This window comes from Enterobacter sp. WCHEn045836 (assembly GCF_003965585.1).
Lineage (GTDB): Bacteria > Pseudomonadota > Gammaproteobacteria > Enterobacterales > Enterobacteriaceae > Enterobacter > Enterobacter dissolvens.
This window is the reverse complement of sequence record NZ_RXPT01000006.1, coordinates 87,897-112,195: the sequence shown is the minus strand read 5'-3', so window position 1 is coordinate 112,195 and position 24,299 is coordinate 87,897. Positions and strand designations below refer to the sequence as shown.

The 24,299-nt window shown below is 54.2% G+C and carries 21 protein-coding genes and 1 pseudogene; 7 read left to right on the top strand and 15 right to left on the bottom strand.

Annotated features, from left to right (window positions below):
* The first annotated feature begins 14 nt into the window (after nt 1–14).
* Genes surA through apaH form a run of 5 tightly spaced genes read left to right on the top strand, consistent with a single transcriptional unit; the run spans nt 15 to nt 4,339 of the window.
* Nucleotides 15–1,301, top strand: coding sequence for a peptidylprolyl isomerase SurA (surA, locus tag EKN38_RS09745; RefSeq protein ID WP_126522036.1), 1,287 nt, complete (start codon nt 15–17; stop codon nt 1,299–1,301).
* Nucleotides 1,301–2,287: a 4-hydroxythreonine-4-phosphate dehydrogenase PdxA gene (gene pdxA, locus EKN38_RS09740; protein ID WP_014830618.1), complete on the top strand. Its 987-nt coding sequence runs from the start codon at nt 1,301–1,303 to the stop codon at nt 2,285–2,287. Before surA ends, pdxA begins: the two co-directional genes overlap by 1 nt.
* Nucleotides 2,284–3,105: a 16S rRNA (adenine(1518)-N(6)/adenine(1519)-N(6))-dimethyltransferase RsmA gene (gene rsmA / locus EKN38_RS09735; protein WP_014830617.1), complete on the top strand. Its 822-nt coding sequence runs from the start codon at nt 2,284–2,286 to the stop codon at nt 3,103–3,105. The genes pdxA and rsmA overlap by 4 nt, the downstream gene beginning before the upstream one ends.
* 3 nt (nt 3,106–3,108) lie before the next feature.
* Nucleotides 3,109–3,486, top strand: coding sequence for a Co2+/Mg2+ efflux protein ApaG (gene apaG / locus EKN38_RS09730; protein ID WP_014830616.1), 378 nt, complete (start codon nt 3,109–3,111; stop codon nt 3,484–3,486).
* A 4-nt stretch (nt 3,487–3,490) separates the two neighbouring features.
* Entirely contained in the window at nt 3,491–4,339 is an 849-nt protein-coding gene (apaH, locus tag EKN38_RS09725; protein WP_014830615.1) for a bis(5'-nucleosyl)-tetraphosphatase (symmetrical) ApaH, read from the top strand.
* A 38-nt stretch (nt 4,340–4,377) separates the two neighbouring features.
* Here the strand turns inward: apaH and folA are convergent, their stop codons facing one another.
* The 4 genes from folA to EKN38_RS25755 form a co-directional block, all read right to left on the bottom strand.
* Nucleotides 4,378–4,857 carry a type 3 dihydrofolate reductase gene (gene folA, locus EKN38_RS09720; protein WP_014830614.1) on the bottom strand — a complete coding sequence of 160 codons (480 nt, stop codon included), beginning with the start codon at nt 4,855–4,857 and terminating at the stop codon, nt 4,378–4,380.
* A 114-nt stretch (nt 4,858–4,971) separates the two neighbouring features.
* The gene (gene kefC / locus EKN38_RS09710; RefSeq protein WP_014830613.1) at nt 4,972–6,837 is read right to left on the bottom strand and encodes a glutathione-regulated potassium-efflux system protein KefC; all 1,866 of its coding nucleotides are present in this window, start codon (nt 6,835–6,837) and stop codon (nt 4,972–4,974) included.
* Entirely contained in the window at nt 6,830–7,360 is a 531-nt protein-coding gene (gene kefF / locus EKN38_RS09705) for a glutathione-regulated potassium-efflux system oxidoreductase KefF (RefSeq protein ID WP_126522034.1), read from the bottom strand. The genes kefC and kefF overlap by 8 nt, the downstream gene beginning before the upstream one ends.
* Nucleotides 7,361–7,713: 353 nt before the next feature.
* Nucleotides 7,714–8,205 (bottom strand): hypothetical protein, encoded by a 492-nt coding sequence (locus EKN38_RS25755; RefSeq protein WP_163281471.1) that lies wholly within the window; start codon nt 8,203–8,205, stop codon nt 7,714–7,716.
* Here EKN38_RS25755 and EKN38_RS09700 point away from each other — a divergent pair.
* Nucleotides 8,096–10,639 (top strand): autotransporter outer membrane beta-barrel domain-containing protein, encoded by a 2,544-nt coding sequence (locus EKN38_RS09700; protein ID WP_014830611.1) that lies wholly within the window; start codon nt 8,096–8,098, stop codon nt 10,637–10,639. The two genes, EKN38_RS25755 and EKN38_RS09700, sit on opposite strands and share 110 nt — an antisense overlap.
* Before the next feature lie 48 nt (nt 10,640–10,687).
* Here EKN38_RS09700 and EKN38_RS09695 read toward each other — a convergent pair whose 3' ends face one another.
* The 10 genes and pseudogenes from EKN38_RS09695 to EKN38_RS25975 form a co-directional block, all read right to left on the bottom strand.
* On the bottom strand, nt 10,688–10,921 hold the full coding sequence (locus tag EKN38_RS09695) for a YgdI/YgdR family lipoprotein (RefSeq protein ID WP_013095533.1): 234 nt from the start codon (nt 10,919–10,921) through the stop codon (nt 10,688–10,690).
* Between the two features lie 139 nt (nt 10,922–11,060).
* Nucleotides 11,061–14,285 (bottom strand): carbamoyl-phosphate synthase large subunit, encoded by a 3,225-nt coding sequence (carB, locus tag EKN38_RS09690; protein WP_014830610.1) that lies wholly within the window; start codon nt 14,283–14,285, stop codon nt 11,061–11,063.
* A gap of 18 nt (nt 14,286–14,303) precedes the next feature.
* Entirely contained in the window at nt 14,304–15,452 is a 1,149-nt protein-coding gene (carA, locus tag EKN38_RS09685) for a glutamine-hydrolyzing carbamoyl-phosphate synthase small subunit (RefSeq protein ID WP_014830609.1), read from the bottom strand.
* A 454-nt stretch (nt 15,453–15,906) separates the two neighbouring features.
* Nucleotides 15,907–16,728, bottom strand: a complete 822-nt coding sequence (gene dapB, locus EKN38_RS09680) for a 4-hydroxy-tetrahydrodipicolinate reductase (protein WP_014830608.1) — start codon at nt 16,726–16,728, stop codon at nt 15,907–15,909.
* A 205-nt stretch (nt 16,729–16,933) separates the two neighbouring features.
* Entirely contained in the window at nt 16,934–17,884 is a 951-nt protein-coding gene (gene ispH, locus EKN38_RS09675) for a 4-hydroxy-3-methylbut-2-enyl diphosphate reductase (RefSeq protein WP_126522032.1), read from the bottom strand.
* A gap of 1 nt (nt 17,885) precedes the next feature.
* Nucleotides 17,886–18,335, bottom strand: a complete 450-nt coding sequence (gene fkpB / locus EKN38_RS09670) for an FKBP-type peptidyl-prolyl cis-trans isomerase (protein ID WP_014830606.1) — start codon at nt 18,333–18,335, stop codon at nt 17,886–17,888.
* Nucleotides 18,336–18,452: 117 nt separating this feature from the next.
* Entirely contained in the window at nt 18,453–18,953 is a 501-nt protein-coding gene (gene lspA, locus EKN38_RS09665; RefSeq protein ID WP_014830605.1) for a signal peptidase II, read from the bottom strand.
* A complete protein-coding gene (ileS, locus tag EKN38_RS09660; protein ID WP_014830604.1) occupies nt 18,953–21,769 on the bottom strand; it encodes an isoleucine--tRNA ligase in 2,817 nt (938 codons plus the stop codon). The genes lspA and ileS overlap by 1 nt, the downstream gene beginning before the upstream one ends.
* Before the next feature lie 45 nt (nt 21,770–21,814).
* Nucleotides 21,815–22,744: a bifunctional riboflavin kinase/FAD synthetase gene (gene ribF, locus EKN38_RS09655; RefSeq protein ID WP_126522030.1), complete on the bottom strand. Its 930-nt coding sequence runs from the start codon at nt 22,742–22,744 to the stop codon at nt 21,815–21,817.
* Nucleotides 22,745–22,751: 7 nt separating this feature from the next.
* Nucleotides 22,752–22,970: pseudogene (locus EKN38_RS25975) on the bottom strand (DUF2575 domain-containing protein).
* A 101-nt stretch (nt 22,971–23,071) separates the two neighbouring features.
* Between EKN38_RS25975 and rpsT the strand changes: the two are divergent.
* Nucleotides 23,072–23,335 carry a 30S ribosomal protein S20 gene (gene rpsT / locus EKN38_RS09640; protein ID WP_003856458.1) on the top strand — a complete coding sequence of 88 codons (264 nt, stop codon included), beginning with the start codon at nt 23,072–23,074 and terminating at the stop codon, nt 23,333–23,335.
* A gap of 57 nt (nt 23,336–23,392) precedes the next feature.
* Here rpsT and nhaR read toward each other — a convergent pair whose 3' ends face one another.
* Complete coding sequence (gene nhaR / locus EKN38_RS09635) at nt 23,393–24,292, bottom strand: transcriptional activator NhaR (protein ID WP_014830602.1); 900 nt, start codon at nt 24,290–24,292, stop codon at nt 23,393–23,395.
* Between the last annotated feature and the right edge of the window lie 7 nt (nt 24,293–24,299).

Below are 24,299 nucleotides of genomic sequence, written 5' to 3'. Positions count from 1 at the left end.
GAAATGGAAAAAGTATGAAGAACTGGAAAACGCTGCTGCTCGGTGTCGCTATGGTTGCGAATACCAGCTTCGCGGCCCCCCAGGTTGTTGATAAGGTCGCCGCTGTAGTTAACAACGGTGTCGTGCTCGAAAGTGACGTTGACGGTTTAATGAAATCTGTGAAGCTCAATTCGGGCGAAGCGGGTCAGCAACTTCCGGATGACGCAACGCTGCGCCACCAGATCCTGGAACGTCTGATCATGGATCAGATTATCCTGCAAATGGGTCAGAAGATGGGGGTGAAAGTCACTGACGAGCAGCTCGACCAGGCGATCGCTAACATCGCAAAGCAGAACAACATGAGCCTGGATCAGATGCGCAGTCGTCTGGCCTATGATGGCATCAGCTACTCAACTTACCGTAATCAGATCCGTAAAGAGATGCTGATTTCGGAAGTGCGTAACAATGAAGTCCGTCGCCGCGTCACTATCCTGCCTCAGGAAGTCGACGCGCTGGCAAAACAGGTGGGCAACCAGAACGACGCCAGCACCGAGCTGAACCTGAGCCACATTCTGATCCCGCTGCCAGAGAACCCAACGTCCGACCAGGCCGCTGAAGCGGAAAGCCAGGCACGCGCTATCGTCGAGCAGGCTCGTAACGGCAGTGACTTTGGCAAGCTGGCCATCACCTACTCCGCTGACCAACAGGCGCTGAAAGGTGGTCAGATGGGCTGGGGACGTATTCAGGAACTGCCATCCCTCTTTGCCCAGGCGCTGAGCACGGCGAAAAAAGGCGACATCGTGGGTCCAATCCGTTCAGGTGTCGGCTTCCACATCCTGAAAGTCAACGACCTGCGTGGTCAGAGCCAGAACATCTCTGTCACCGAAGTTCATGCTCGCCACATTCTGCTGAAACCGTCACCGATCATGACGGACGATCAGGCGCGTGCGAAGCTGCAACAGATTGCCGCGGACATCAAGAGCGGAAAAACGTCGTTTGCGAATGCCGCAAAAGAGTTCTCTCAGGATCCTGGCTCTGCTAACCAGGGCGGCGACCTGGGCTGGGCGGCTGCGGATATCTACGATCCGGTATTCCGCGATGCGCTGATGAAGCTGAACAAAGGCCAGATGAGTGCGCCGGTACACTCCTCCTTTGGCTGGCATCTGATCGAACTGTTGGACACCCGCAACGTTGATAAAACTGACGCGGCGCAAAAAGACAGAGCCTATCGTATGCTGTTCAACCGTAAGTTCTCTGAAGAAGCGGCGACCTGGATGCAGGAACAACGCGCCAGTGCTTATGTGAAAGTTCTGAGCAACTAATGAAACAGCATCGTGTTGTGATCACACCCGGCGAACCCGCCGGGATTGGGCCAGACCTCGTTGTCCAGCTTGCCCAACGTAGCTGGCCGGTGGAACTGGTCGTCTGTGCTGATGCAACACTGTTACAAGACCGGGCTTCACTGCTCGGTCTGCCTTTAACGCTTACCCCCTACGTTGAAGGTCAACAGCCTGCACCGCAGCAAGCCGGAACGCTCACGCTTCTTCCCGTTCCTCTTCGTACTCCTGTAATTCCAGGTCAACTCAGCACTGAAAACGGCCACTATGTTGTCGAAACCCTGGCGCGCGCCTGCGATGGTTGCCTGAAGGGTGAGTTTGCTGCCTTGATCACGGGCCCTGTGCACAAAGGGGTTATCAACGAAGCGGGTATTCCGTTCACCGGGCATACAGAGTTCTTCGAAGAGCGCTCACACAGCCCGAAAGTGGTGATGATGCTGGCGACGGAAGCGATGCGGGTGGCCCTGGTGACAACCCATTTGCCCATCAAGGCCATTCCTGATGCCATCACCCCAGAACTGCTGCGGGAGATCATCGGGATACTGCATCACGATCTGCAGACCAAATTTGGCATTAAACAGCCGCACGTTCTGGTCTGCGGCCTGAACCCGCACGCCGGGGAAGGCGGGCATATGGGTACCGAAGAGATCGACACCATCATTCCGGTGCTTGATGAGATGCGTGCGAAAGGGATGAACCTCAGCGGGCCGTTGCCTGCCGATACCCTTTTCCAGCCCAAATACCTGGATAATGCCGACGCCGTGCTCGCGATGTACCACGATCAGGGCCTGCCCGTGCTAAAATACCAGGGCTTTGGCCGTGGGGTGAATATCACCCTCGGTTTACCTTTTATTCGAACGTCCGTCGACCACGGTACTGCGCTGGATCTGGCAGGCCAGGGAAAAGCGGATGTCGGCAGTTTTATTACGGCGCTTAATCTCGCCATCAAAATGATTGTTAATACTCAATGACTAATCGAGTCCATCAGGGCCACTTAGCCCGTAAACGCTTCGGGCAAAACTTCCTCAACGATCAGTTCGTGATCGACAGTATTGTCTCGGCTATTAATCCGCAAAAAGGCCAGGCGATGGTCGAAATCGGCCCGGGTCTGGCAGCACTGACTGAACCTGTAGGCGAACGTCTGGACGAACTGACCGTAATCGAACTCGACCGCGATCTCGCTGCTCGTCTGCAAACGCACCCGTTCCTGGGGCCAAAGCTGACGATTTATCAGCAAGATGCCATGACCATGAACTTTGGCGAGCTGGCAGAAAAAATGGGTCAACCGCTGCGCGTATTCGGTAACCTGCCATATAACATCTCCACGCCGCTGATGTTCCACCTCTTTAGCTATACTGATGCCATTGCCGACATGCACTTCATGTTGCAAAAAGAGGTCGTAAACCGTCTGGTTGCAGGACCAAACAGTAAAGCGTATGGTCGTTTAAGCGTGATGGCGCAATATTTCTGCAATGTGATCCCGGTGCTCGAAGTGCCGCCGTCCGCCTTCACGCCACCACCGAAAGTCGACTCTGCCGTTGTGCGCCTTGTGCCGCATAAAACGATGCCATACCCGGTCAAAGACCTGCGCGTACTGAGCCGCATCACGACAGAAGCGTTTAACCAGCGCCGTAAAACGATCCGTAACAGCCTCGGCAATCTGTTTACCGTTGACGTGCTGGCTGAGTTGGGCATTGACCCGGCTATGCGTGCAGAAAATATTTCTGTTGAGCAGTACTGTAAACTGGCTAATTACATTAGCGAAAAAGCGCCGCCGAAGGAGAGTTAAGCCATGATTGATTCGCCCCGCGTATGTGTCCAGGTACAAAGCGTTTACGTTGAATCTCAGTCCTCACCCGATGAAGAGCGCTTTGTTTTTGCCTACACCGTGACCATTCGCAATCTGGGGCGGATGCCTGTGCAGCTGCTCGGGCGTTACTGGCTTATCACTAACGGCAATGGCCGTGAAATCGAAGTTCAGGGTGAAGGTGTGGTTGGTGAACAGCCCCACATCGACCCTGGCGAAGAGTATCAGTACACCAGCGGTGCGGTGATAGAAACGCCGCTGGGAACTATGCAAGGCCATTATGAAATGGTCGACGTCGATGGCAATGTATTCCGCGTTGCGATCCCTGTGTTCCGTCTCGCCGTTACAACACTCATTCATTAATCTAATGTCTACATATCTGATTGGCGACGTTCATGGTTGCTACGATGAACTGATCGCATTATTAAAGCAGGTCGACTTTACGCCAGGACGGGATATTCTCTGGCTGACGGGCGATTTAGTGGCGCGTGGGCCAGGTTCCCTCGAGGTTTTACGCTTCGTAAAATCGCTTGGCGACAGCGTACGCATGGTGCTGGGTAATCATGATTTACATCTGCTGGCCGTCTTTGCCGGCATCAGCCGCAATAAGCCGAAAGATCGCCTCACCCCGCTGCTGGATGCGCCAGACGCCGACGAACTGATCAACTGGCTGCGTCGTCAGCCGCTGTTGCAGGTCGATGAGGAGAAAAAACTGGTTATGGCCCACGCCGGGATCACCCCACAGTGGGATCTTGAGACGGCAAAAACCTGCGCACGTGACGTTGAAGCGGTACTGGCGAGCGATTCCTATCCTTTCTTCCTTGATGCCATGTATGGCGATATGCCAAACCACTGGAGCGAAGATCTGAGCGGTCTGGCACGCCTGCGTTTTATCACGAACGCGTTCACACGGATGCGTTTCTGCTTCCCGAACGGGCAACTGGATATGTACTCCAAAGAGACGCCGGAAAGTGCGCCTGCGCCGCTTAAACCGTGGTTTGCGATCCCCGGACCGGTCACCAGTGAGTACAGCGTGGTGTTTGGCCACTGGGCCGCGCTAGAAGGGAAAGGCACGCCAGACGGGATCTACGGTCTTGATACCGGTTGTTGCTGGGGCGGGGATTTAACCTGCTTACGCTGGGAAGATAAAACCTACTTCGTGCAGCCGTCCAACCGACAGCTGGACTTAGGGGAAGGCGAGGCGGTCGCCTCCTGAGGGTGAATTCCCTCTCCCGCCGGGAGAGGGAAAAGCAACTAGCGACGTTCCAGAATCTCGAAGCAGTAGCTGTGTGAGTTCTGCGCATCCGCATCATGGAATTCGCTGAATACCGATTCCCACTCGTCCGGATCGTAGTCCGGGAAATGGGTATCGCCTTCCACTTCCGCATCAATATGCGTCAGATAGAGCTTTTGCGCTTTCGGCAGGAACTGCTCATACACACGCCCACCACCAATCACCATGATCTCGTCGGCGTTACCGCACGCGGCAATCGCCTCGTCAACGGATTTCACCCATTCGACGCGATCGTCTGTACCTGGCTGGCTACTGATCACGATATTCTTACGGCCCGGCAATGGACGACCAATCGACTCCCAGGTCAGGCGGCCCATCACTACCGGCTTGTTTAACGTCGTACGTTTAAACCATGTGAGATCGGCAGGCAGGTTCCACGGCATGGCATTTTCCATACCGATAACACGGTCCACCGCCAGCGCTGCAATCAGACTGATCATTGAAAATTTCCCGGATGCAAAAAATTGCCGCCACTATACGGAAAGCTTAATCTTTCGTCGACTGGCGGCATGGTAAAGAAAGAGAAATTTTTTAATATTGCTGGCAACTCCACTTCACGCGGAAGGTTTACTCTCCGGTTCGTCCGCCGGATCGCCGGTATGCTTGCCCTCCTCCGTTCCCTGCCAGCCATGACGCTGCACCAGCGACAGATGATTACGATCCTCGTTAATGATCTCTGTCAGCATCGCACTGGTGCGTTTAAACACCGCCGCACGCTCTGTGGCCGTACTGCCCGCCATCGCCACCATCTCTTCCACCATATCGGTATTGAAGCGGCGGAACAGGTCCGCTCGTTCTCGCGCTTCATACGCGCCCAGGCCCAGGCTTTCCAGCGCCATACGGCCAGACTTAAGCGCCCCTTCGAAAGTTTCACGCTCGGGTGCGGCCACCCCTGCCTGTCGCAGCTGGATATAGTGATCCACATCGCGCGCGCGGGAGATGATGGTCAGGTTCGGGAAATGCTCCTTCACCAGCTCAACCAGCTGCATACTGGTCTGGGGATCGTCAATCGCGTTGATGAGGACTTCCGCTTTCGCTGCCCCGGCTGATTCCAGCAGATCGACACGCGTTGCATCGCCGTAGAAGACTTTCATATCGAACTTACGCAGGGTATCCACATGGTCCGGATCGTGATCGAGGATGACCATTTTTACTCCGCTTGAGAGCAGTAAACGACCGGTGATCTGCCCAAAGCGACCGAATCCGGCGATGATGACCCGCGGCTGTTCCTCGTCAATCTCATCGGCTTCGCGTTCCTGTTCGCTGCCTGTTTTTTCCAGACGCGTCAGCAGCACCAGCAGGATCGGCGTTGCCGCCATCGACAGCGCGACCGCCAGCGTCAGCGCTTTCGCCCACTCGGGATCGAGCACATTGGCCATTTGCGCCGCGCCGAAGACCACAAACGCGAATTCGCTTCCCTGTCCGAGCAGCACGGCGAACCAGCGACGCTGTCTGCCAGGCACGTTCAGCGGGCGGGCGATCAGCCACAGCATCATCATTTTGATGACCAGGAAACCGACCAGCAGGATGAGGATCCGCAGTGGATGCGTGACCAGCGTGCCAAAGTCGATAGACATCCCGACTCCGATGAAAAACAGCCCCAGCAGCAATCCTTTGAATGGCTCGATATCGCTTTCCAGCGCGTGTCGGTACTCTGAGCTGGCCAGCAGAACGCCCGCGAGGAAGGCTCCCATCGCCATCGACAGCCCGGCTTCCTCCAGCAGCAGACCGAAACCAAACACCAGGAACAGCGCCACGGCACTGAACACTTCCCGCAGTCCCGAGCGAGCGACGAAGCGCAGCAGCGGACGGGTAACATAACGGCCGAGCAGGACAACCAGTGCCAGCGCACCGACCACTTTCAACGCAGAGAGGGCAAAAGCGCCCAGCGTCGTTGATGCCCCGCTGGCAGCCAGCAGCGGGATCATCGCCACCAGCGGAATGGCCGCGATATCCTGAAACAGCAGCACCGAAAATGCACTACGCCCCATCTGAGAAACGGTCAGGTTTCGCTCGTTCATTGCCTGCATGGCAATCGCCGTCGAAGAGAGTGCCAGCGTCATGCCAATAAGCGCAGCCACTTTCCAGTCCATTCCCAGTAAAATACAGAAGCCGCCCAACAGCAGACCGCAGGCCACCATCTGTAGCGCCCCGCCGCCAAATACTGAGGCGCGCAGCTTCCACAACCGCTGCGGGTCGAGTTCCAGACCAATGACAAACAGCATCAGCACGACGCCAATTTCGGCGAAATGCAGAATCGCCTCCGCATCCGTGACCAGGCGGAATCCCCAGGGTCCGATAACACACCCGGCGATCAGGTAGCCCAGCACGGAGCCCAGCCCCAGGCGAACCGCAACGGGCACAATCAGCGCCGCCGCGCCAAGGTAAATCAGCGCCTGTATCAGCGTATGGCTATCCATTGTGCGCCTCCTGCCACTCTAGTAAGCGTTGTTTATAATGACGAGCCTGCGCCTGCAACGTCTCATCGTCACAAACAAATGTGCAGTGCATAGCAAAAGGAGGAAGCCAGGTAAGACCACAGTAGAGCGCTGTCGCCTGAAGCGGTTGCGCCAGCACCTCAAAACCCGGGAAAGAACCAATATCGAAGTGGCTTTCTCCACCACCGGTGGTCACAGCCCACATCAGGCTTTTTCCCTTCAGCGCATGCCCGTTGTGACCATACGCCCAGCCGTGGGAAAAGACTTTGTCGATCCACAATTTCAGGAGCGGTGGTGTGCTGTACCACTGCATCGGGTGTTGCCAGATGATCAGATCGGCGCGAGTGAGCGCCTCCTGTTCGGCGGTGATGTCGATTTTAAAATCAGGATAAAGTTGATAGAGGGAACGTATCTCTACGTTGTCGAGTGTCCTTACCTGCTCAAGCATGCGCTTATTCGCATGGGAGTGCTGCGGATAGGGATGCGCATAAATTATCAGAATCATGAATCGGCCTGTTTTGACTGTCTTCTCTCTTGTAGATGTGAGTGTAGACAGTTAACCCGCCCGCTGAAAGTGTTCAGTGACGCGTCGGAAGCAAAACGCAAGTATTGCTACTCTTTAGTGCCAGTTCTCAGAGGTTTTCCAGTACTTATTTGAACACCTGCAAATATATTCCCCTCACAAATAATTTACACTGCATTATTTATAATCGTGTCATATTTAGATTTATTAAATTTGCATTTTAATAAATCGAAGTATACATAACACATTGAAAACATAATAATTTCAATCTACTCCTCTCAACGCTTTTCTTTAAAACCTGAAAGAGAATATTTTTCTTCACTTCGAATTTCCTTTTAAATGGATGTGAATATGAAAGTAAAACGTCTGGAATTAAACAGGACCACCCAGTTACTGGGGAGATTATTTCCCGCCCTGCTTGTTTTTACACCAATAATCAGTTCTGCAGGCACCATCGACCAGTCAACCTCTGCTCCGCAAGATTTCTCCGCCGATACCGAATACGTCATCAATAAAGATATTACTGTGTCTTCGTCTGGCGATTTAGCCGCTGTTTCCGCCTCAGGATTTAAAGTCAGTTCAATAACAAACAATGGGAATATTTCCGGCACTTCGAATGGACTTGATATAAACACTAGCGCGCAGCCACTCGATATTAATAATAATGCTGGTGCTACCATTTCCTCCGCCACAAAGAACGCTGTAAACATAGTCACGATGCAGGGTAGTTTAACCAACAAAGGAAACATTACCGGCTTTGAAAAGGGGATTTTTGTTAATGAAGATTCCTCTGCAATTAGCATATCAAATACGGAAACAGGCATCATTAAAGGCAATACAGGTCTGGCTACTGACGCCGGAATCGTGATTGATAATAATGGCTCGATTATCGGCACAGGCGAAGATGGTATCAAACTCAGCGGTGGTGGAACCAAAATCATCAATACCGGTACCATTCAGGGTGATCAGAATGGTATCAACGTAACGGATACCGCGAAGGCTGACATCATTAACAATGGCTCAATTGGCGGTGGCAAGTCAGCTATAATGTTCGCCAGTAACAAAAATAATACCCTCACCCTCAACACAGGTTCAAACCTGTCTGGCGATGTCATTTCCACGCTTTCAACCGGTAACACCCTGACCCTGGTAGGCGCCGGGACAGAAGACAGCAATTTTATCGGGCTGAACGAAGGCGATGGTTTCGCCTCTGTCAAAATGAACGGTGAAGACTGGACGCTGACGGGTAACGTCGACATCATTGGTGCCGGTGATTCACTGCAGGTGAATAGCGGCAACCTGACCCTGGCGGGTACCGTTTCCAATGCTGGCAATACGCTGGTGGCGAATGAAGCCACGCTGCAGCTGGGCAATGGCGAAGGTATGGCAAGTCTCAGCGGCGGGCTAACCAACAATGGTACGGTTATCTTTAACCAGGGAGACAATTTCACGTTTTCTACTGACATGACCGGCAGCGGAAACGTAGAGAAAGTTGATGCGAATACGCTGACGCTTACCGGCAACAACAGCTATACCGGCGATACGACCCTGCGAAACGGCACAACGCTGGTAGCGGCAGGCGCAACGTTAGGTGTCGAAAACAGCAATGCCACTCTTACCGTGCAGAACGGGGCAAAGTTTGCCACCGCAGGAACCGTCTACAACAACATTACTATTCTCAGCGGCGGTACGCTGGCAGCGTGGAATGCAATCGAGGGTAACGCAACGCTCAACGACGCCGGCATTGATATCATTAACGGCAACGTGACCAACAGCGGCACGCTTTTGCTCAGTGCAGCCGACCACAGCGTGGGTAATGATTTTACCATTAACGGCGATTATACCGGCGCAGAAGGTAGCCAGATTGTATTAAACAGCGAGCTGGGTACTGACACGGCGCCTACCGATCATCTCACAATAACCGGCAGCAGTTTTGGCCAGTCCGGCGTGACCGTCAGCAACATGGGTGGACTTGGCGCACAGACCGTGAACGGCATGGAGATTGTCAGCGTCGCCGGCAGCTCTGAAGCACAGCTAACCCTGGCCAAACCGGTTGTGGCAGGCGCATACGAATACTCTCTTTACCAGCATAGTGACGGGAACTGGTACCTGGAATCGAAGGCCGCGCCACCTGTCGATCCGACAGATGATACCGATGACGGAGATAATACCGACAACGGTGGCAATACTGACGATGGCGGCAACACTGATAATGGCGGTAACAGTGACAATGGCAGCAATACCGACGATGGCGGCAACAGCGGCGGCAATGATAACGGCGACAGTGGTGATAATACCGATAACGGCGGCGGCAATACCCCAGCACCAGAAGTGATGGCACCTGAAGTGGGCGCGTATTTAGGCAACTATCTGGCTGCTCAGAGTATGTTCCTGCACAAACGTGACGATCGCGATCAGCTCACCTTCCGTAACGAAGACGATCTGAATACCTGGATGTATGTAAAAGGTCGTTACCATGAAAATGATGCAGGCGGTGATAAAGTCAGCTACGACACCACGACCACCGTTCTGCAAGTCGGCAGCGATTTCCTCAGCAAGCCAATGGACAGCGGTATCCTGCGTGCCGGTGGCATGTTCGGTGCAGGCCAGGCGAAGACCCACTCAGATGCGAAATACAACGTGCGTGACGCACAGGGTAAAGTCGATGGCTTCAACGTTGGGCTCTACGCCACCTGGCAGGAAGATCAGAAATTACGTCTGGGCAGCTACATTGATACCTGGGCCGCCTACAGCTGGTACAACAACAAAGTGACCAGCAACCGCAACGATGAAGATTACGACAGCGAAGGTTTTGCCGCGTCTGTTGAAGTCGGCCATGCGTGGGTTATCCCATCTGAAAACGAGCGTACCTGGAAGATCGAGCCTCAGGCGCAGGTGATCTACAGCTATCTTGATCAGGAAAATCATACGGACCGCGATGGCGTCCGGGTGACGACTCTGGATAACGACAGCGTCTTCGGTCGTCTGGGTGTGAAATCCAGCTATTTCCAGCAAAAGGACGTCACGGCCTGGCAGCCATACGTTGCGGTGAACTGGCTGAAGGGTGCAGGTCAAAACGATCTGGCCTTCAACGACGAAACCGTAAGTAATGATACGCCGGAGGATCGTGGTCAGGTAGAGCTGGGTATTACCGGCAATCTTAACGAGACCACGACGATTTCACTTCGCGCCAGCTGCGAATGGGGTGAAAACAACTATGCCGCTTACGGCGGTCATATTTTGTTAAACCACCGCTGGTAATCCATCAGCATCAAGCAAAAAAAGCAGTGGCGGATGCCACTGCTTTTTTTAATTATCCAGTTCACCCATGGATTTAACCTGGTCACGGTTAATCTGCTCGGTTTGACCGGTTTCCGCGTTTTTATAGGACACCAGACCGGTGTCGTCATCCACCTGCGGTTTGCCGTCAGTAATAATGGTGCGGCCATCGGTGGTTTTTACCGCCTGATTAGATGAACACCCTGCTACGGTGAACATTGCAGTGGCAGCCAGAACGGAAGCGATCAGTAGTTTATTTTGCATGGTGTTTTCCCCTGCTCTCAGTTGAATTTCATTATCGACCTAACCATTTTAGGCTAACTGACTGAATGCGGATGGAAAACCAGAAGGTTCTGAAGAGGGGAAGAATGCCCGGCAACCGAACGGTACCGGGCAATTTGTCTTACTTGTTAATCTGGGCGTGCATTTCCTGAACCGAAATCACCTTCTCGGTAGCATCCGCGTTCAGTGCCATGGCTGTTGCGAAACCGCCATTCAGGGTGGTGTCATAATGCACTTTGTACTGCAGTGCGCTGCGGCGAATCAGCTTGGAGTCTTCAATTGCCTGGCGGCCCGCAGTGGTATTGATGATGTAGGTGTATTCGCCATTCTTGATGCGATCCTGAATGTGCGGACGACCTTCATGCACCTTGTTCACCAGACGCGGGTTGATTCCCGCTTCACCCAGCACAATCGCCGTACCGTGGGTTGCATCCAGCTCGAAGCCCTGTTTCAGCAGCTTGGCCGCCAGGTCAACCACGCGCTCTTTATCACCTTCGCGAACCGAGAGCAGCGCACGGCCAGATTTCTTCATGGTGGAGTTACTGCCCAGTTGCGCTTTAGCAAACGCTTCTGCAAAGGTGCGGCCCACGCCCATCACTTCCCCGGTAGAGCGCATCTCTGGCCCTAACAGTGGGTCAACGCCCGGGAATTTGTTGAACGGCAGCACCACCTCTTTCACCGAGTAGTACGGCGGGATAATCTCTTTAGTGACGCCCTGCTGTGCCAGCGTCTGGCCAGCCATCACACGCGCCGCCACTTTTGCCAGCGGAATACCGGTCGCTTTAGAGACGAACGGTACGGTACGTGCTGCACGCGGGTTCACTTCAATCAGGTAGACTTCGTTGTCTTTCACGGCGAACTGAACGTTCATCAGACCGCGAACCTGCAGTTCGAAGGCCAGTTTCTGCACCTGCTGACGCATCACGTCCTGAATTTCCTGGCTCAGGGTGTACGCTGGCAGAGAACAGGCGGAGTCGCCTGAGTGCACGCCCGCCTGCTCGATGTGCTCCATGATGCCGCCAATCAACACCATTTCGCCGTCGCAGATAGCATCCACATCCACTTCAACCGCATCGTCGAGGAAGCGATCCAAGAGCACCGGCGCATCGTTGGACACGCTGACTGCCGTCTGGAAGTAACGACGCAGGTCAGCTTCGTCGTAGACGATTTCCATTGCGCGGCCGCCCAGCACGTAAGAAGGACGCACCACCAGCGGATAGCCAATCTCTTTCGCCTTCTCAACCGCTTGTTCAATCGCCGTCACGGTGGCGTTTGCCGGCTGTTTCAGCTTCAGACGGTCAACCGCCTGCTGGAAACGCTCGCGGTCTTCTGCACGGTCAATGGCATCCGGGCTGGTACCGATAACCGGCACACCTGCGGCTTCCAGCGCGCGCGCCAGTTTCAGCGGAGTCTGGCCGCCGTACTGCACGATCACGCCTTTTGGCTTCTCGATGCGCACGATTTCCAGCACGTCTTCCAGTGTTACCGGTTCGAAGTAGAGACGGTCGGACGTGTCGTAGTCGGTAGAAACCGTTTCCGGGTTACAGTTGACCATAATGGTCTCGTAACCGTCTTCGCGCAGCGCCAGAGAGGCGTGTACGCAGCAGTAGTCAAACTCGATACCCTGACCGATACGGTTTGGACCACCGCCCAGTACCATAATCTTGTCGCGGTCAACGGACGGATTCGCTTCACACTCGTCTTCATACGTGGAGTACATGTAAGCGGTGTCGGTCGCAAATTCTGCTGCACAGGTATCAACACGTTTGTAGACCGGGTGCAGGTCATACTGGTCACGCAGCTTGCGGATTTCCGCTTCGCGCACGCCGGCCAGTTTTGCCAGACGCGCGTCGGCAAAGCCTTTGCGCTTCAGCATGCGCAGGAAGTCAGCGTCCAGGCCGTTGATGCCCAGGTCCGCCACTTTCTCTTCCAGACGCACCAGCTCTTCAATCTGCACCAGGAACCAGCGGTCGATGTTGGTCAGGTTGAAGACGCCATCGACGGAGAGGCCTGCGCGGAAGGCGTCGGCAATGTACCAGATACGCTCTGCGCCCGCGTCTTTCAGCTCGCGACGGATTTTGGTCAGTGCTTCCGGGTCGTCCAGGCTCACTTTCGGATCGAAGCCGGTCGCCCCCACTTCCAGACCGCGCAGCGCTTTCTGCAGGGATTCCTGCTGCGTGCGGCCAATCGCCATCACTTCACCGACCGATTTCATCTGGGTCGTCAGACGATCGTTCGCACCGGCGAATTTCTCGAAGTTAAAGCGAGGGATCTTGGTCACAACGTAGTCGATGGACGGTTCGAAGGACGCAGGTGTGCGGCCACCGGTAATGTCGTTCATCAGCTCGTCGAGGGTATAACCCACCGCCAGTTTCGCGGCCACTTTCGCAATCGGGAAGCCGGTAGCTTTAGACGCCAGCGCGGAAGAGCGGGACACGCGCGGGTTCATTTCGATAACAATCAGACGGCCAGTTTTCGGGTTCACGGAGAACTGGACGTTAGACCCGCCCGTTTCCACCCCGATTTCACGCAGTACCGCCATCGAGGCGTTACGCATGATTTGGTACTCTTTGTCGGTCAGCGTTTGCGCTGGCGCCACGGTGATGGAGTCGCCGGTGTGGATACCCATTGCATCGAAGTTTTCGATGGAGCAGACGATGATGCAGTTGTCGTTTTTGTCACGCACCACTTCCATCTCATACTCTTTCCAGCCAATCAGCGATTCATCAATCAGCAGCTCTTTGGTTGGGGAGAGATCCAGACCGCGTTCGCAAATCTCTTCGAACTCTTCACGGTTGTAGGCGATACCCCCGCCGGTTCCGCCCATCGTGAAGGACGGACGGATGATGCACGGATAGCCGACTTCAGCCGCCACGGCCAGCGCTTCTTCCATATTGTGTGCAATACCGGAACGCGCGGTGTCGAGGCCAATTTTCTTCATCGCCACGTCAAAGCGACGACGGTCTTCTGCTTTATCAATCGCGTCAGCGGTGGCACCAATCATGGTCACGCCGAACTCTTCCAGCACGCCCTGACGTTCCAGCTCCAGCGCGCAGTTCAGTGCTGTCTGGCCGCCCATGGTCGGCAGAACCGCATCCGGACGCTCTTTTTCGATAATTTTACGCACCACTTCCCAGTGAATCGGCTCGATGTAGGTTGCATCAGCCATTTCCGGGTCGGTCATGATGGTCGCCGGGTTAGAGTTGACCAGGATAACGCGGTAACCCTCTTCACGCAGGGCTTTACACGCCTGCGCACCGGAGTAGTCGAATTCACAGGCCTGACCGATAACAATCGGGCCAGCGCCAAGGATCAGGATGCTTTTTATGTCTGTACGTTTTGGCATTGTCTTCTCGGCTCCTGATTATTTAGCGGTCTTACGGTATTGCTCGATAAGTTCGATAAAGTGATCGAACAGCGGTGCGGCATCGTGCGGGCCCGGGCTGGCTTCCGGGTGTCCCTGGAAGCTGAACGCTGCCTTATCGGTGCGATGGATACCCTGCAGGGTGCCATCGAACAGGGATTTATGCGTTACGCGCAGATTAGCCGGCATTGACGCTTCATCTACTGCGAAGCCGTGGTTCTGTGCCGTAATCATCACCGTGTTGTTGTCGATGTCTTTCACCGGGTGGTTACCACCGTGGTGACCGAACTTCATCTTAATGGTGTTCGCCCCACTCGCCAGCGCCAGCAGCTGATGGCCCAGGCAAATACCGAATACCGGAATATCGGTTTCGAGGAAGGACGTGATGGCATTGATAGCGTAATCGCACGGTGCCGGGTCGCCAGGTCCGTTAGAAAGGAAGATGCCATCCGGGTTCATCTTCAGAACCTCTTCAGCGGAAGTTTGCGCAGGTACCACCGTCAGGCGGCAGCCGCGGTCAACCAGCATGCGCAGGATATTGCGCTTGGCACCAAAATCATAGGCCACAACGTGGAATGGCAGCTCGCTCTCTGGCTTCGCTTCCGGCAGGTCGCCTTCCAGCGTCCAGCTCCCCTGCGTCCAGCTATAAGCTTCTGTGGTGGTCACTTCTTTCGCCAGATCCATGCCGTTCAGGCCAGGGAAGGCTTTCGCTTTTTCCAGCGCCAGCGCCGCATCGAGGTTATCCCCTGCGATGATGCAGCCGTTCTGTGCACCCTTCTCGCGCAGCAGACGCGTTAACTTACGGGTATCGATATCGGCAATCGCCACGATGTTATGGCGCTTCAGGTAAGAAGAGAGGTCTTCGGTGTTGCGGAAGTTGCTGGCAATCAGCGGCAGGTCGCGAATGACCAGACCTTGCGCATGAACCTGAGAGGACTCTTCATCAGCAGCATTAGTGCCAACATTGCCGATATGAGGATAAGTTAGAGTAACGATTTGGCGAGAATAGGAAGGATCAGTGAGGATTTCTTGATAACCGGTCATTGAAGTATTGAAAACGACTTCCCCAACCGCCGAACCCGTTGCCCCTATGGCCCGACCGATAAACTGGGTTCCGTCTTCCAGAACCAATAGCGCTGACTTAATCAAAACACCCTCCAGAGAATATTCACTCACTTTATTTGCATATTAATTCACAACCATGTCATAAATCAATGCAAATGTGTTGCCAGCGGATTTTTGGCAAACGGCGGCATTCTGGAGATTTGGTGGGTAAAAGTCAACTTAAAACGGAGATTTTAATTATCCTTTTGCAAGCCTGGCAGCCTGAAAAGATGTTAAGCGGCAAAAAGATCAGGTAAATCACTGCGGAAAACGCTTGCGCGACAAGTTTATTAGAATTGCCTGTGACGGGGTAATAAAAAGTGGACCAAATGGTCAAAATTTACATACTGGCAACACAAAAAGGAGAGATAACATAAACTTTCTACGACAAAGCTCGAAATATAGAATGAAACTGGAAAAATAAAAGGGCAATAAATTATTGCCCTATGCAATCAAACAATTACGACTGCAATAACCACATCACGATGGGTAATAACTCTTACAAATTGTTAAGATCGAGCACATCTCTCATATCAAAAAGACCGTTATCCTTGCCTTTTAGCCACAAAGCGGAGCGAACAGCGCCATTCGCGAATGTCATGCGGCTGGACGCTTTATGCGTTATCTCAACACGTTCGCCGATATCGGCGAACATCGCGGTATGTTCACCGACGATGTCACCCGCACGAACGGTTGCGAAACCAATCGTCCCCGGGACACGTTCGCCGGTATGACCTTCACGGGTATAAACCGCGCAGTCTTTTAAATCTTTATCCAGTGCATGCGCAATCGCTTCGCCCATTGCCAGCGCCGTGCCGGAGGGTGCATCGACTTTATAGCGGTGGTGAGCTTCGACAATCTCAATGTCGGTATAATCGCCCATCACCTTCGCGGCCTTCTCCAGCAGCTTCAGCATGACGTTTACGCCCACGCTAAAGTTAGCGGCGAAGACAATCGCAATCTCGTTTGACGCATCCTGAATGGCTTGTTTACCGGCTTCATCAAACCCGGTGGTGCCAATGACCATTCCTTTGCCGTGCTGACGGCAAAATGCCAGATGGTTCAGAGTGCCTTCTGGCCGGGTGAAATCAATGAACACATCAAAATCATCTTTGACCGCTTCCAGGCTGCTCTGCACGGTCACACCTGTCTTGCCCGCACCAGCCAGTTCACCGGCATCGGTCCCAAGAAGCGATGAACCGTCACGCTCCAGTGCCGCGCCCAGGGCCACGCCATCCATCTGAAGTGCCGCCTGAATGAGCTGGCGACCCATACGTCCACCCGCGCCCGCAATGGCGACACGGATCTGTGCATCATGCATAGTTATTCTCTTACGTTAAAATGATGTAAACCGTTTTCAGATTAACCAGCCTTTGTCAGGGCTGCCAACTGAAAACACCGATAATTAGAATTTAACGTGAAACGGACTCAAATATCAGTAAAAGACATGATTTTGTCGTCACGATAAAGTAGCAGATAAAAAAAAGGCCAGCACAGGAGGTGCTGGCCTTTCATCAGAAGAAGGATTATTCAACTTCACGGGCGTCGATACGCAGTTCTTTCGGTACTTCGAAGACAATATTCTCTTCGCGTCCTTCCAGCGGTATCGCTTCTCCACCGCCCAGCTCCTGCAGACGAGCAATCACATTCTGCACCAGAATATCCGGTGCGGAAGCGCCCGCCGTCACGCCTACGCAGTTCGCATTCTTGACCCACGCTTCCTGAATGTCCGTCGCGTCGTCGATCAGAAACGCCGCTTTCCCCATCCGCTGAGCCAGTTCGGCCAGACGGTTGGAGTTAGAGGAATTTTTAGAACCCACCACCAGCACCACGTCCGCCTGTTCAGCCAGCGCACGCACCGCTTCCTGACGATTGGTGGTGGCGTAGCAGATATCATCTTTACGCGGCCCGACAATTTTCGGGAAACGCTGGCGCAAAGCGTCGATCACATCAGAGGTATCATCCACGGAAAGCGTGGTCTGCGTCATGAACGACAGACGCGCTTCGTTTTTCACGTTCAGCGTGAGCACATCTTCCGGCGACTGCACCAGGTACATGCCCCCTTCCGGGTTGCTGTACTGCCCCATGGTACCTTCGACCTCCGGATGACCGGCATGACCAATCAGGATCGACTCTTCACCACGACGACTGGCACGCGCCACTTCCATATGTACTTTCGTTACTAACGGGCAAGTGGCGTCAAACACGGTCAGATCGCGACTTTTCGCTTCGTTACGTACCGCCTGGGAGACGCCGTGTGCGGAGAATATCAGGATCGCACCGTCCGGCACTTCGCTGATCTGCTCAATAAAAATGGCACCGCGTTCACGGAGGCTGTCGACCACGTAACGGTTATGCACCACTTCGTGACGCACATAAATAGGCGCGCCGTAAATCTCCAGCGCGTTTTCAACAATGCTGATAGCGCGGTCTACACCGGCGCAGAAGCCGCGCGGGTTAGCCAACAGGATCTGCATTTCAGGCCTCCAGTGCCGGATCAATCTCCAGCACTTCAATATCAAAATGGACGGTGCGCCCGGCAAGCGGATGGTTGAAATCTACGGTGATGGAGTCGCCGTTGATTTCGCGGATCACGCCAGGCATTTCGCTGCCATCCATAGCGGTAAAGAGCATAATCGCCCCGATTTCCGGCTCGCCCGCATCCATAAACTCACGACGCGAGAAGTACTGGATTAGATCCGGGCTTGGCACGCCAAACGCCGCATCCGGCTCCAGCGAAAACGCCTTCTTCTCGCCCTCTTTCAGACCCAGAAGTTGTTGCTCCAGACCTTCGGATAATGACGTGTCGCCAAGACGAAACAGGGCGGGTTTGCCGTTATTGCGGGTGGATTCAGCCGTTGAGCCATCATCCAGTTTCAGCGTGAAGTGCAAGAGAACCGCGCTGTTGCTTTGTACGGATTTAGACATGCAAATTGCTCGCTTGTTTTGGGTCACCTGTTGCCCGGTGGCGCTGCGCTTACCGGGCCTACGGGAGGCCACAAATTCTGTAGGCCGGGTAAGCGCAGCGCCACCCGGCATTTACAATTAAGCCTGCTCTTTCGCGGCGGGTTTCGGCAAGAAACCTTCCAGCACGATTAACGCCGCACCGATACAAATTGCGCTATCGGCGAGGTTAAAGGTCGCAAAGTGCCAGTCGCCGACGTAGAAGTCGATCATATCGACCACAAAGCCGTGCCACAGGCGATCAAACAGGTTGCCTAACGCGCCGCCAATGATCAGCGCGTAGGCGATGTTATTCAGCTTTTGCGTCGCTTTCGAACGGTACATCAGCACCGCCAGCACCACACAGATACCGATAGCAATACCCGCGAAGAACCAGCGCTGCCAGCCACCGCTGTCAGCAAGGAAACTAAACGCCGCGCCGTAGTTACGCGCATAGTGCAGGTTCAGCGACGGGAACAGCGGAACCGTCTCCCCCAGAGCAAAGTTCTGGAGGATCAGGTATTTGCTGCCCAGATCGATAATCAGCACCACCACAACCAGCCACAGCCAGCGCAGTCCTGTTGAACAGAGAGTTTTACTCATCAGGCAAACTTACGTTTCTCGCCGTCACCGGCGACGTTGCTCACACAGCGTCCGCAGATGTCTGCGTGTTCCGCCACCTGGCCGACATCGGTGGTGTAGTGCCAGCAACGCGGGCACTTCTCACCGTCGGCTTTGCTCAGTGCGACTTTCAGTCCTTTGAGCAGTTCGCTCTGCTGAGCATCAGCAGAAGCATCGGCATAATCCGCAACTTTCGCACCGGAGGTCAACAGGACAAATCGTAATTCATCACCCAGTGCAGTCAGTTTGGCTGCCAGCTCAGGTTCTGCGTACAGGGTCACTGCCGCTTCCAGAGAGCCACCCACTTTCTTGTCAGCACGCGCCTGTTCGATGACCTTGTTCACTTCGCCACGCACTTTCAGCAGTTCGTCCCAGAACGCATCGTTCATTGCTTCAGTACTGGAGAGATCGAACAGACCTTCGTACCACTCACCGGTGAAGACATACTTCTCACGGTCACCAGGCAGGTAGCCCCAGATTTCATCCGCGGTGAAGGACATGATCGGTGCCATCCAGCGCACCAGCGCTTCTGCGATATGATACAGCGCAGTCTGGCAGCTACGACGCGCCACGCTGTCCGCTTTCGCGGTGTACTGGCGGTCTTTGATAATGTCGAGGTAGAACGAGCCCATCTCGATGGAGCAGAAGCGCATCAGGCGCTGCACCACTTCGTGGAAATCGTAGGATTCGTAGGCGTTAACGATGTCTTCCTGCGCCGCTTTTGCGCAGCCAACAGCCCAGCGATCGAGCACCACCATCTCTTCCGGTTTCACCATGTCTTTTGCCGGATCAAAACCATTCAGGTTCGCCAGCAGGAAGCGCGCGGTGTTACGGATACGACGATAGCTGTCGGCGGCACGTTTCAGGATCTCATCAGACACCGCCATTTCGCCGGTGTAGTCGGTAGACGCCACCCACAGACGCAGAATGTCTGCACCCAGTTTGTTCATCACATCCTGCGGAGAAACGGTGTTACCGATGGACTTGGACATCTTACGGCCCTGACCATCCACGGTGAAACCGTGAGTCAGTACCTGGCGGTAAGGGGCCTTGCCTTTCATGGCGGTAGAAATCATCAGAGATGACATGAACCAGCCACGGTGTTGGTCAGAGCCTTCCAGATACATATCGGCAGCGTGACCGGCAAACTCTGGACGCACGTCAACCACGGAAGCGTGGGTGGAACCGGAGTCGAACCACACGTCCAGGGTATCAGGGACTTTTTCGTAGTTATCCGCGTCAGCGCCCAGAATGTCGCGGGCGTCGAGATCCCACCACGCCTGAATGCCGTCAACTTCGACGCGCTTCGCCACTTCTTCCATCAGTTCCAGGGTGTTCGGATGCAGTTCATGCGTCTCTTTATGCACAAACAGCGACATCGGCACGCCCCAGGTACGCTGACGGGAGATACACCAGTCAGGACGGTTAGCCACCATGGATTCAATACGCGCCTGGCCCCAGTCCGGGATCCACTGCACGCCTTTGATCTCTTTCAGGGACTGCTCGCGCAGGCCTTTCTGATCCATGCTGACGAACCACTGTGGGGTCGCACGGAAGATGATCGGCGTCTTGTGACGCCAGCAGCATGGGTAGCTGTGCTGCATTTTCTCAACGTGCAGCAGTGCGCCGCGCTCACGCAGCATCTCCACGATAATGTCGTTCGCTTTGAAGACGTTTATCCCGTCCAGTGACGGGTAAGTGCCAGGCAGGTAAGCACCATCCGGGCCAACCGGGTTCGCGATTTCCAGACCGTATTTCAGGCTGATGTTATAGTCGTCAGGACCGTGGCCACCTGCGGTGTGCACCGCACCGGTACCCGCTTCCAGCGTGACGTGGTCGCCCAGGATCGCCGGGACATCGAAGTCCAGGAACGGATGTTTAAAGCGCATCAGCTCCAGCGCGTCACCTTTTACGGTGCCCAGCACGGTGTAGTCGGTGATGTTCGCGCGTTTCAGCACGCTTTCAACCAAATCTTTCGCCAGGATCAGCGCCTGACCGTCAACCTGCACCAGCGCGTATTCAAACTCACCAGACAGGGAGATCGCACGGTTAGCAGGCAGCGTCCATGGGGTAGTAGTCCAGATAACCAGCGAGATCGGGCCGTTTACAGAGGTGACGCCAAATTTGGCTTTCACCGCGTCCTGATCAACCGCGTGGAACGCCACGTCGATAGACGGAGAGGTTTTGTCGTAATACTCAACTTCCGCTTCTGCCAGGGCAGAACGGCAGTCTACGCACCAGTGCACCGGCTTCGCACCTTTATGCAGGTGGCCATTGCCGATGATTTTACCCAGCGCACGGATGATGTTGGCTTCGGTTTTGAAGTCCATGGTCAGGTACGGGTGCGACCAGTCGCCCAGTACGCCCAGACGAATAAAGTCTGCGCGCTGACCGTCAACCTGAGTAGCCGCATATTCACGGCATTTCGCACGGAATTCCGCCGCGGTAAATTTCTCACCCGGCTTGCCAAATTCCTGCTCAACTTTCAGTTCGATTGGCAGGCCGTGGCAGTCCCAACCCGGAACGTAAGGTGAGTCATATCCCGCGAGTCCTTTGGACTTCACGATAATGTCTTTCAGAATCTTGTTTACAGAGTGACCAATATGAATGCTGCCATTCGCATATGGAGGGCCATCATGCAGAATGAAGGTCTTTTTGCCTTTTTTGGCTGCACGAATGATGCCGTACAGGTCATCATCGGTCCAACGCGCCAGCATTCCCGGTTCGCGCTTGGCGAGATCGCCGCGCATCGGGAACCCTGTTTCCGGCAAATTCAGGGTTGATTTATAGTCACTCATCAGATTCTCGGTTCCGTATTTATCACGTAGGCATTTAAGCCGGGTTCAAAGCCCAAAAAACTCGCGGGCCGTTAATTCATCTCGCGCGATTTGCGCCTTTAGTTCATCCAGCGAGGCAAATCGCTGCTCATTGCGTATTTTTTTACGCAGTATGACATCTATATGGCGACCGTAGAGGTCCATTACAACGTCCAGCAGATGCACTTCCAGCTGCTGCCGCACACCGGCGACCGTAGGACGTGTGCCAATGTTGGCGACGCCATAAAAAGGCTTGTCGCCCAGTCCAGCCACTTCTACCGCATATACCCCTTTAACCGGGGAGACCTGACGACGCAGCGGTATATTCGCCGTCGGGAAACCGATAGTGCGGCCCAGCGCATCGCCATGAACCACACGACCAGAAATGGTAAACGGATGCCCCAGCAGGTTTTCTGCGGTCTCCAGCTCATCATTCGCCAGTGCCTGGCGAACCGCTGTACTGCTGACGCGAACGCCGCCTTCGCAAAATGTCATCGCGCTGGTGACGTCAAAACCGTACTCCAGGCCAGCCTTCTGTAATAGCAAGAAATCGCCCTGACGACCAGCGCCAAAGCGGAAATCATCGCCCACGGCGAGAAACTGCACGCCAAGGCGCCGCTTAACCAACAGGTCGCTGACGAAATTTTGTGCTGTCAGTGCGGCAAAGCGACGATCAAAACGGACACACAATACGTAGTCCACACCGGACTCTGCCAGATAGCGCAACTTCTCGCGCAAGCGAGTAAGACGGGCGGGTGATTTATCCCCTGCAAACAGCTCCAGCGGCTGCGGCTCGAAAATCATCACTACCACGGGCAGGCCACGGGCCTCCCCTTCTTTACGCAATCCCTGCAACAGCGCCTGATGCCCACGATGCACGCCGTCCAAATTACCAATGGTCAGCACGCACCCGTGTGGGGCTTTGCTGAGATTATGTATGCCGCGTATCAGCTTCATGTCTGGCTCAAAACAGTGAAAATCGCCAAAGTATACCTTGTAGAGCGGTTAAGGTTAACCGGCGATTGTTCGCGCAAAACAGAAAGCCGTAATGATTTCATCAGGCTGACCTTTCACAGCGAAAAAATCTGTCCGTGAACTGCGATTTTTATGCCGAAAAGCTGTATTCACGCGAGACAAGCTGGTAGAATCCTGCGCCATCACTACGTAACGTAGCGTCGCTAATTAACGGCGCTTATTTGCACAAATCCATTGACAAAAGAAGGCAAAGAGGGCATATTCCTCGGCCTTTGAATTGTCCACATAGATCATATTTGGGAGTTGGACTTGGCTAATATCAAATCAGCTAAGAAACGTGCCGTTCAGTCTGAAAAGGCTCGTAAGCACAACGCAAGCCGTCGCTCTATGATGCGTACTTTCATCAAGAAAGTATACGCAGCAATCGAAGCTGGCGACAAAGCTGCAGCGCAGAACGCATTTAACGAAATGCAACCAATCGTGGATCGTCAGGCTGCTAAAGGTCTGATCCACAAAAACAAAGCAGCGCGTCATAAAGCAAACCTGACCGCGCAGATCAACAAACTGGCTTAATCGCCGCTTGTTGTTGCTTGTTTAAAGAACCCGCTTAACGCGGGTTTTTTTATGCCTTCAGTTTGCCGGTGGCGTAAACAGCGACGAGTAGTCGCGGTTACAGATACGCTGCACCGCCGGATGCTGAATCATCCTTTCGGCAAATATCGCGTGGTACTCCTCCATCACGTTATCCACCCTGCCAATTTCCGTAATCCTGTTATCCGAATAGAGATCGTGCATATAAAGCGTCGGCGCGACAAAGATAGCGTTGTGTGCTTCACCAAAGGCTTTCATCAGCGCAGCATCATCGAACTCACCGAGGATCTCTACGTTCAGCCCCTGAGAGTTAAACCAGTTCTGCAACTTACGCCCCAGCATGGAACGCCTTCCCGGCACCAGCAAACGGCGTTCTTCCAGGCAGGCAGGGAACGGTTTTTCCGGGGGCGGGTTGATGCACCAGAAGCTTACCCCACATTCGCCGATTTTGACCGAGAACAGCCCTTCCTGCTGCGTGGAGTCGATGGGGCAGTCCGAGATAATCATATCAAGCTTATGCTGGCTCAACTGCTCCAGCAGCATCTCATGGGTGGACTCAAAACAGCGCAGATGAATTTGTTCGTCTTCAACCACCGCCGCATCCAGCACGCCGCTCACCAGCCGTTTTGAGAGTGCATCCGCCACGCCCACATCAAACAGCAAATTAGACTCTTTGCGGTAGTTGACGATGTCCAGCATCTCCTGGCTCAGGGTAAACATCTTGTCCGCATAGCGAAAGACCAGCTCGCCCAGTTCGCTTGGCTCTATCCCACGCCCTTTACGCTTGAACAGCTTGCCCTGCAGGCGTTCTTCCAGGGCCTTGATTTGCCCGGTGATCGTTTGTGGCGTCAGAAAAAGTGCTTCTGCCGCTCCCACAACCGAGCCTTGTTTGTAAACATGCCAGAAGTAGTAAAGATGGTTGTAATTCAAATGAGACATCGCGTCT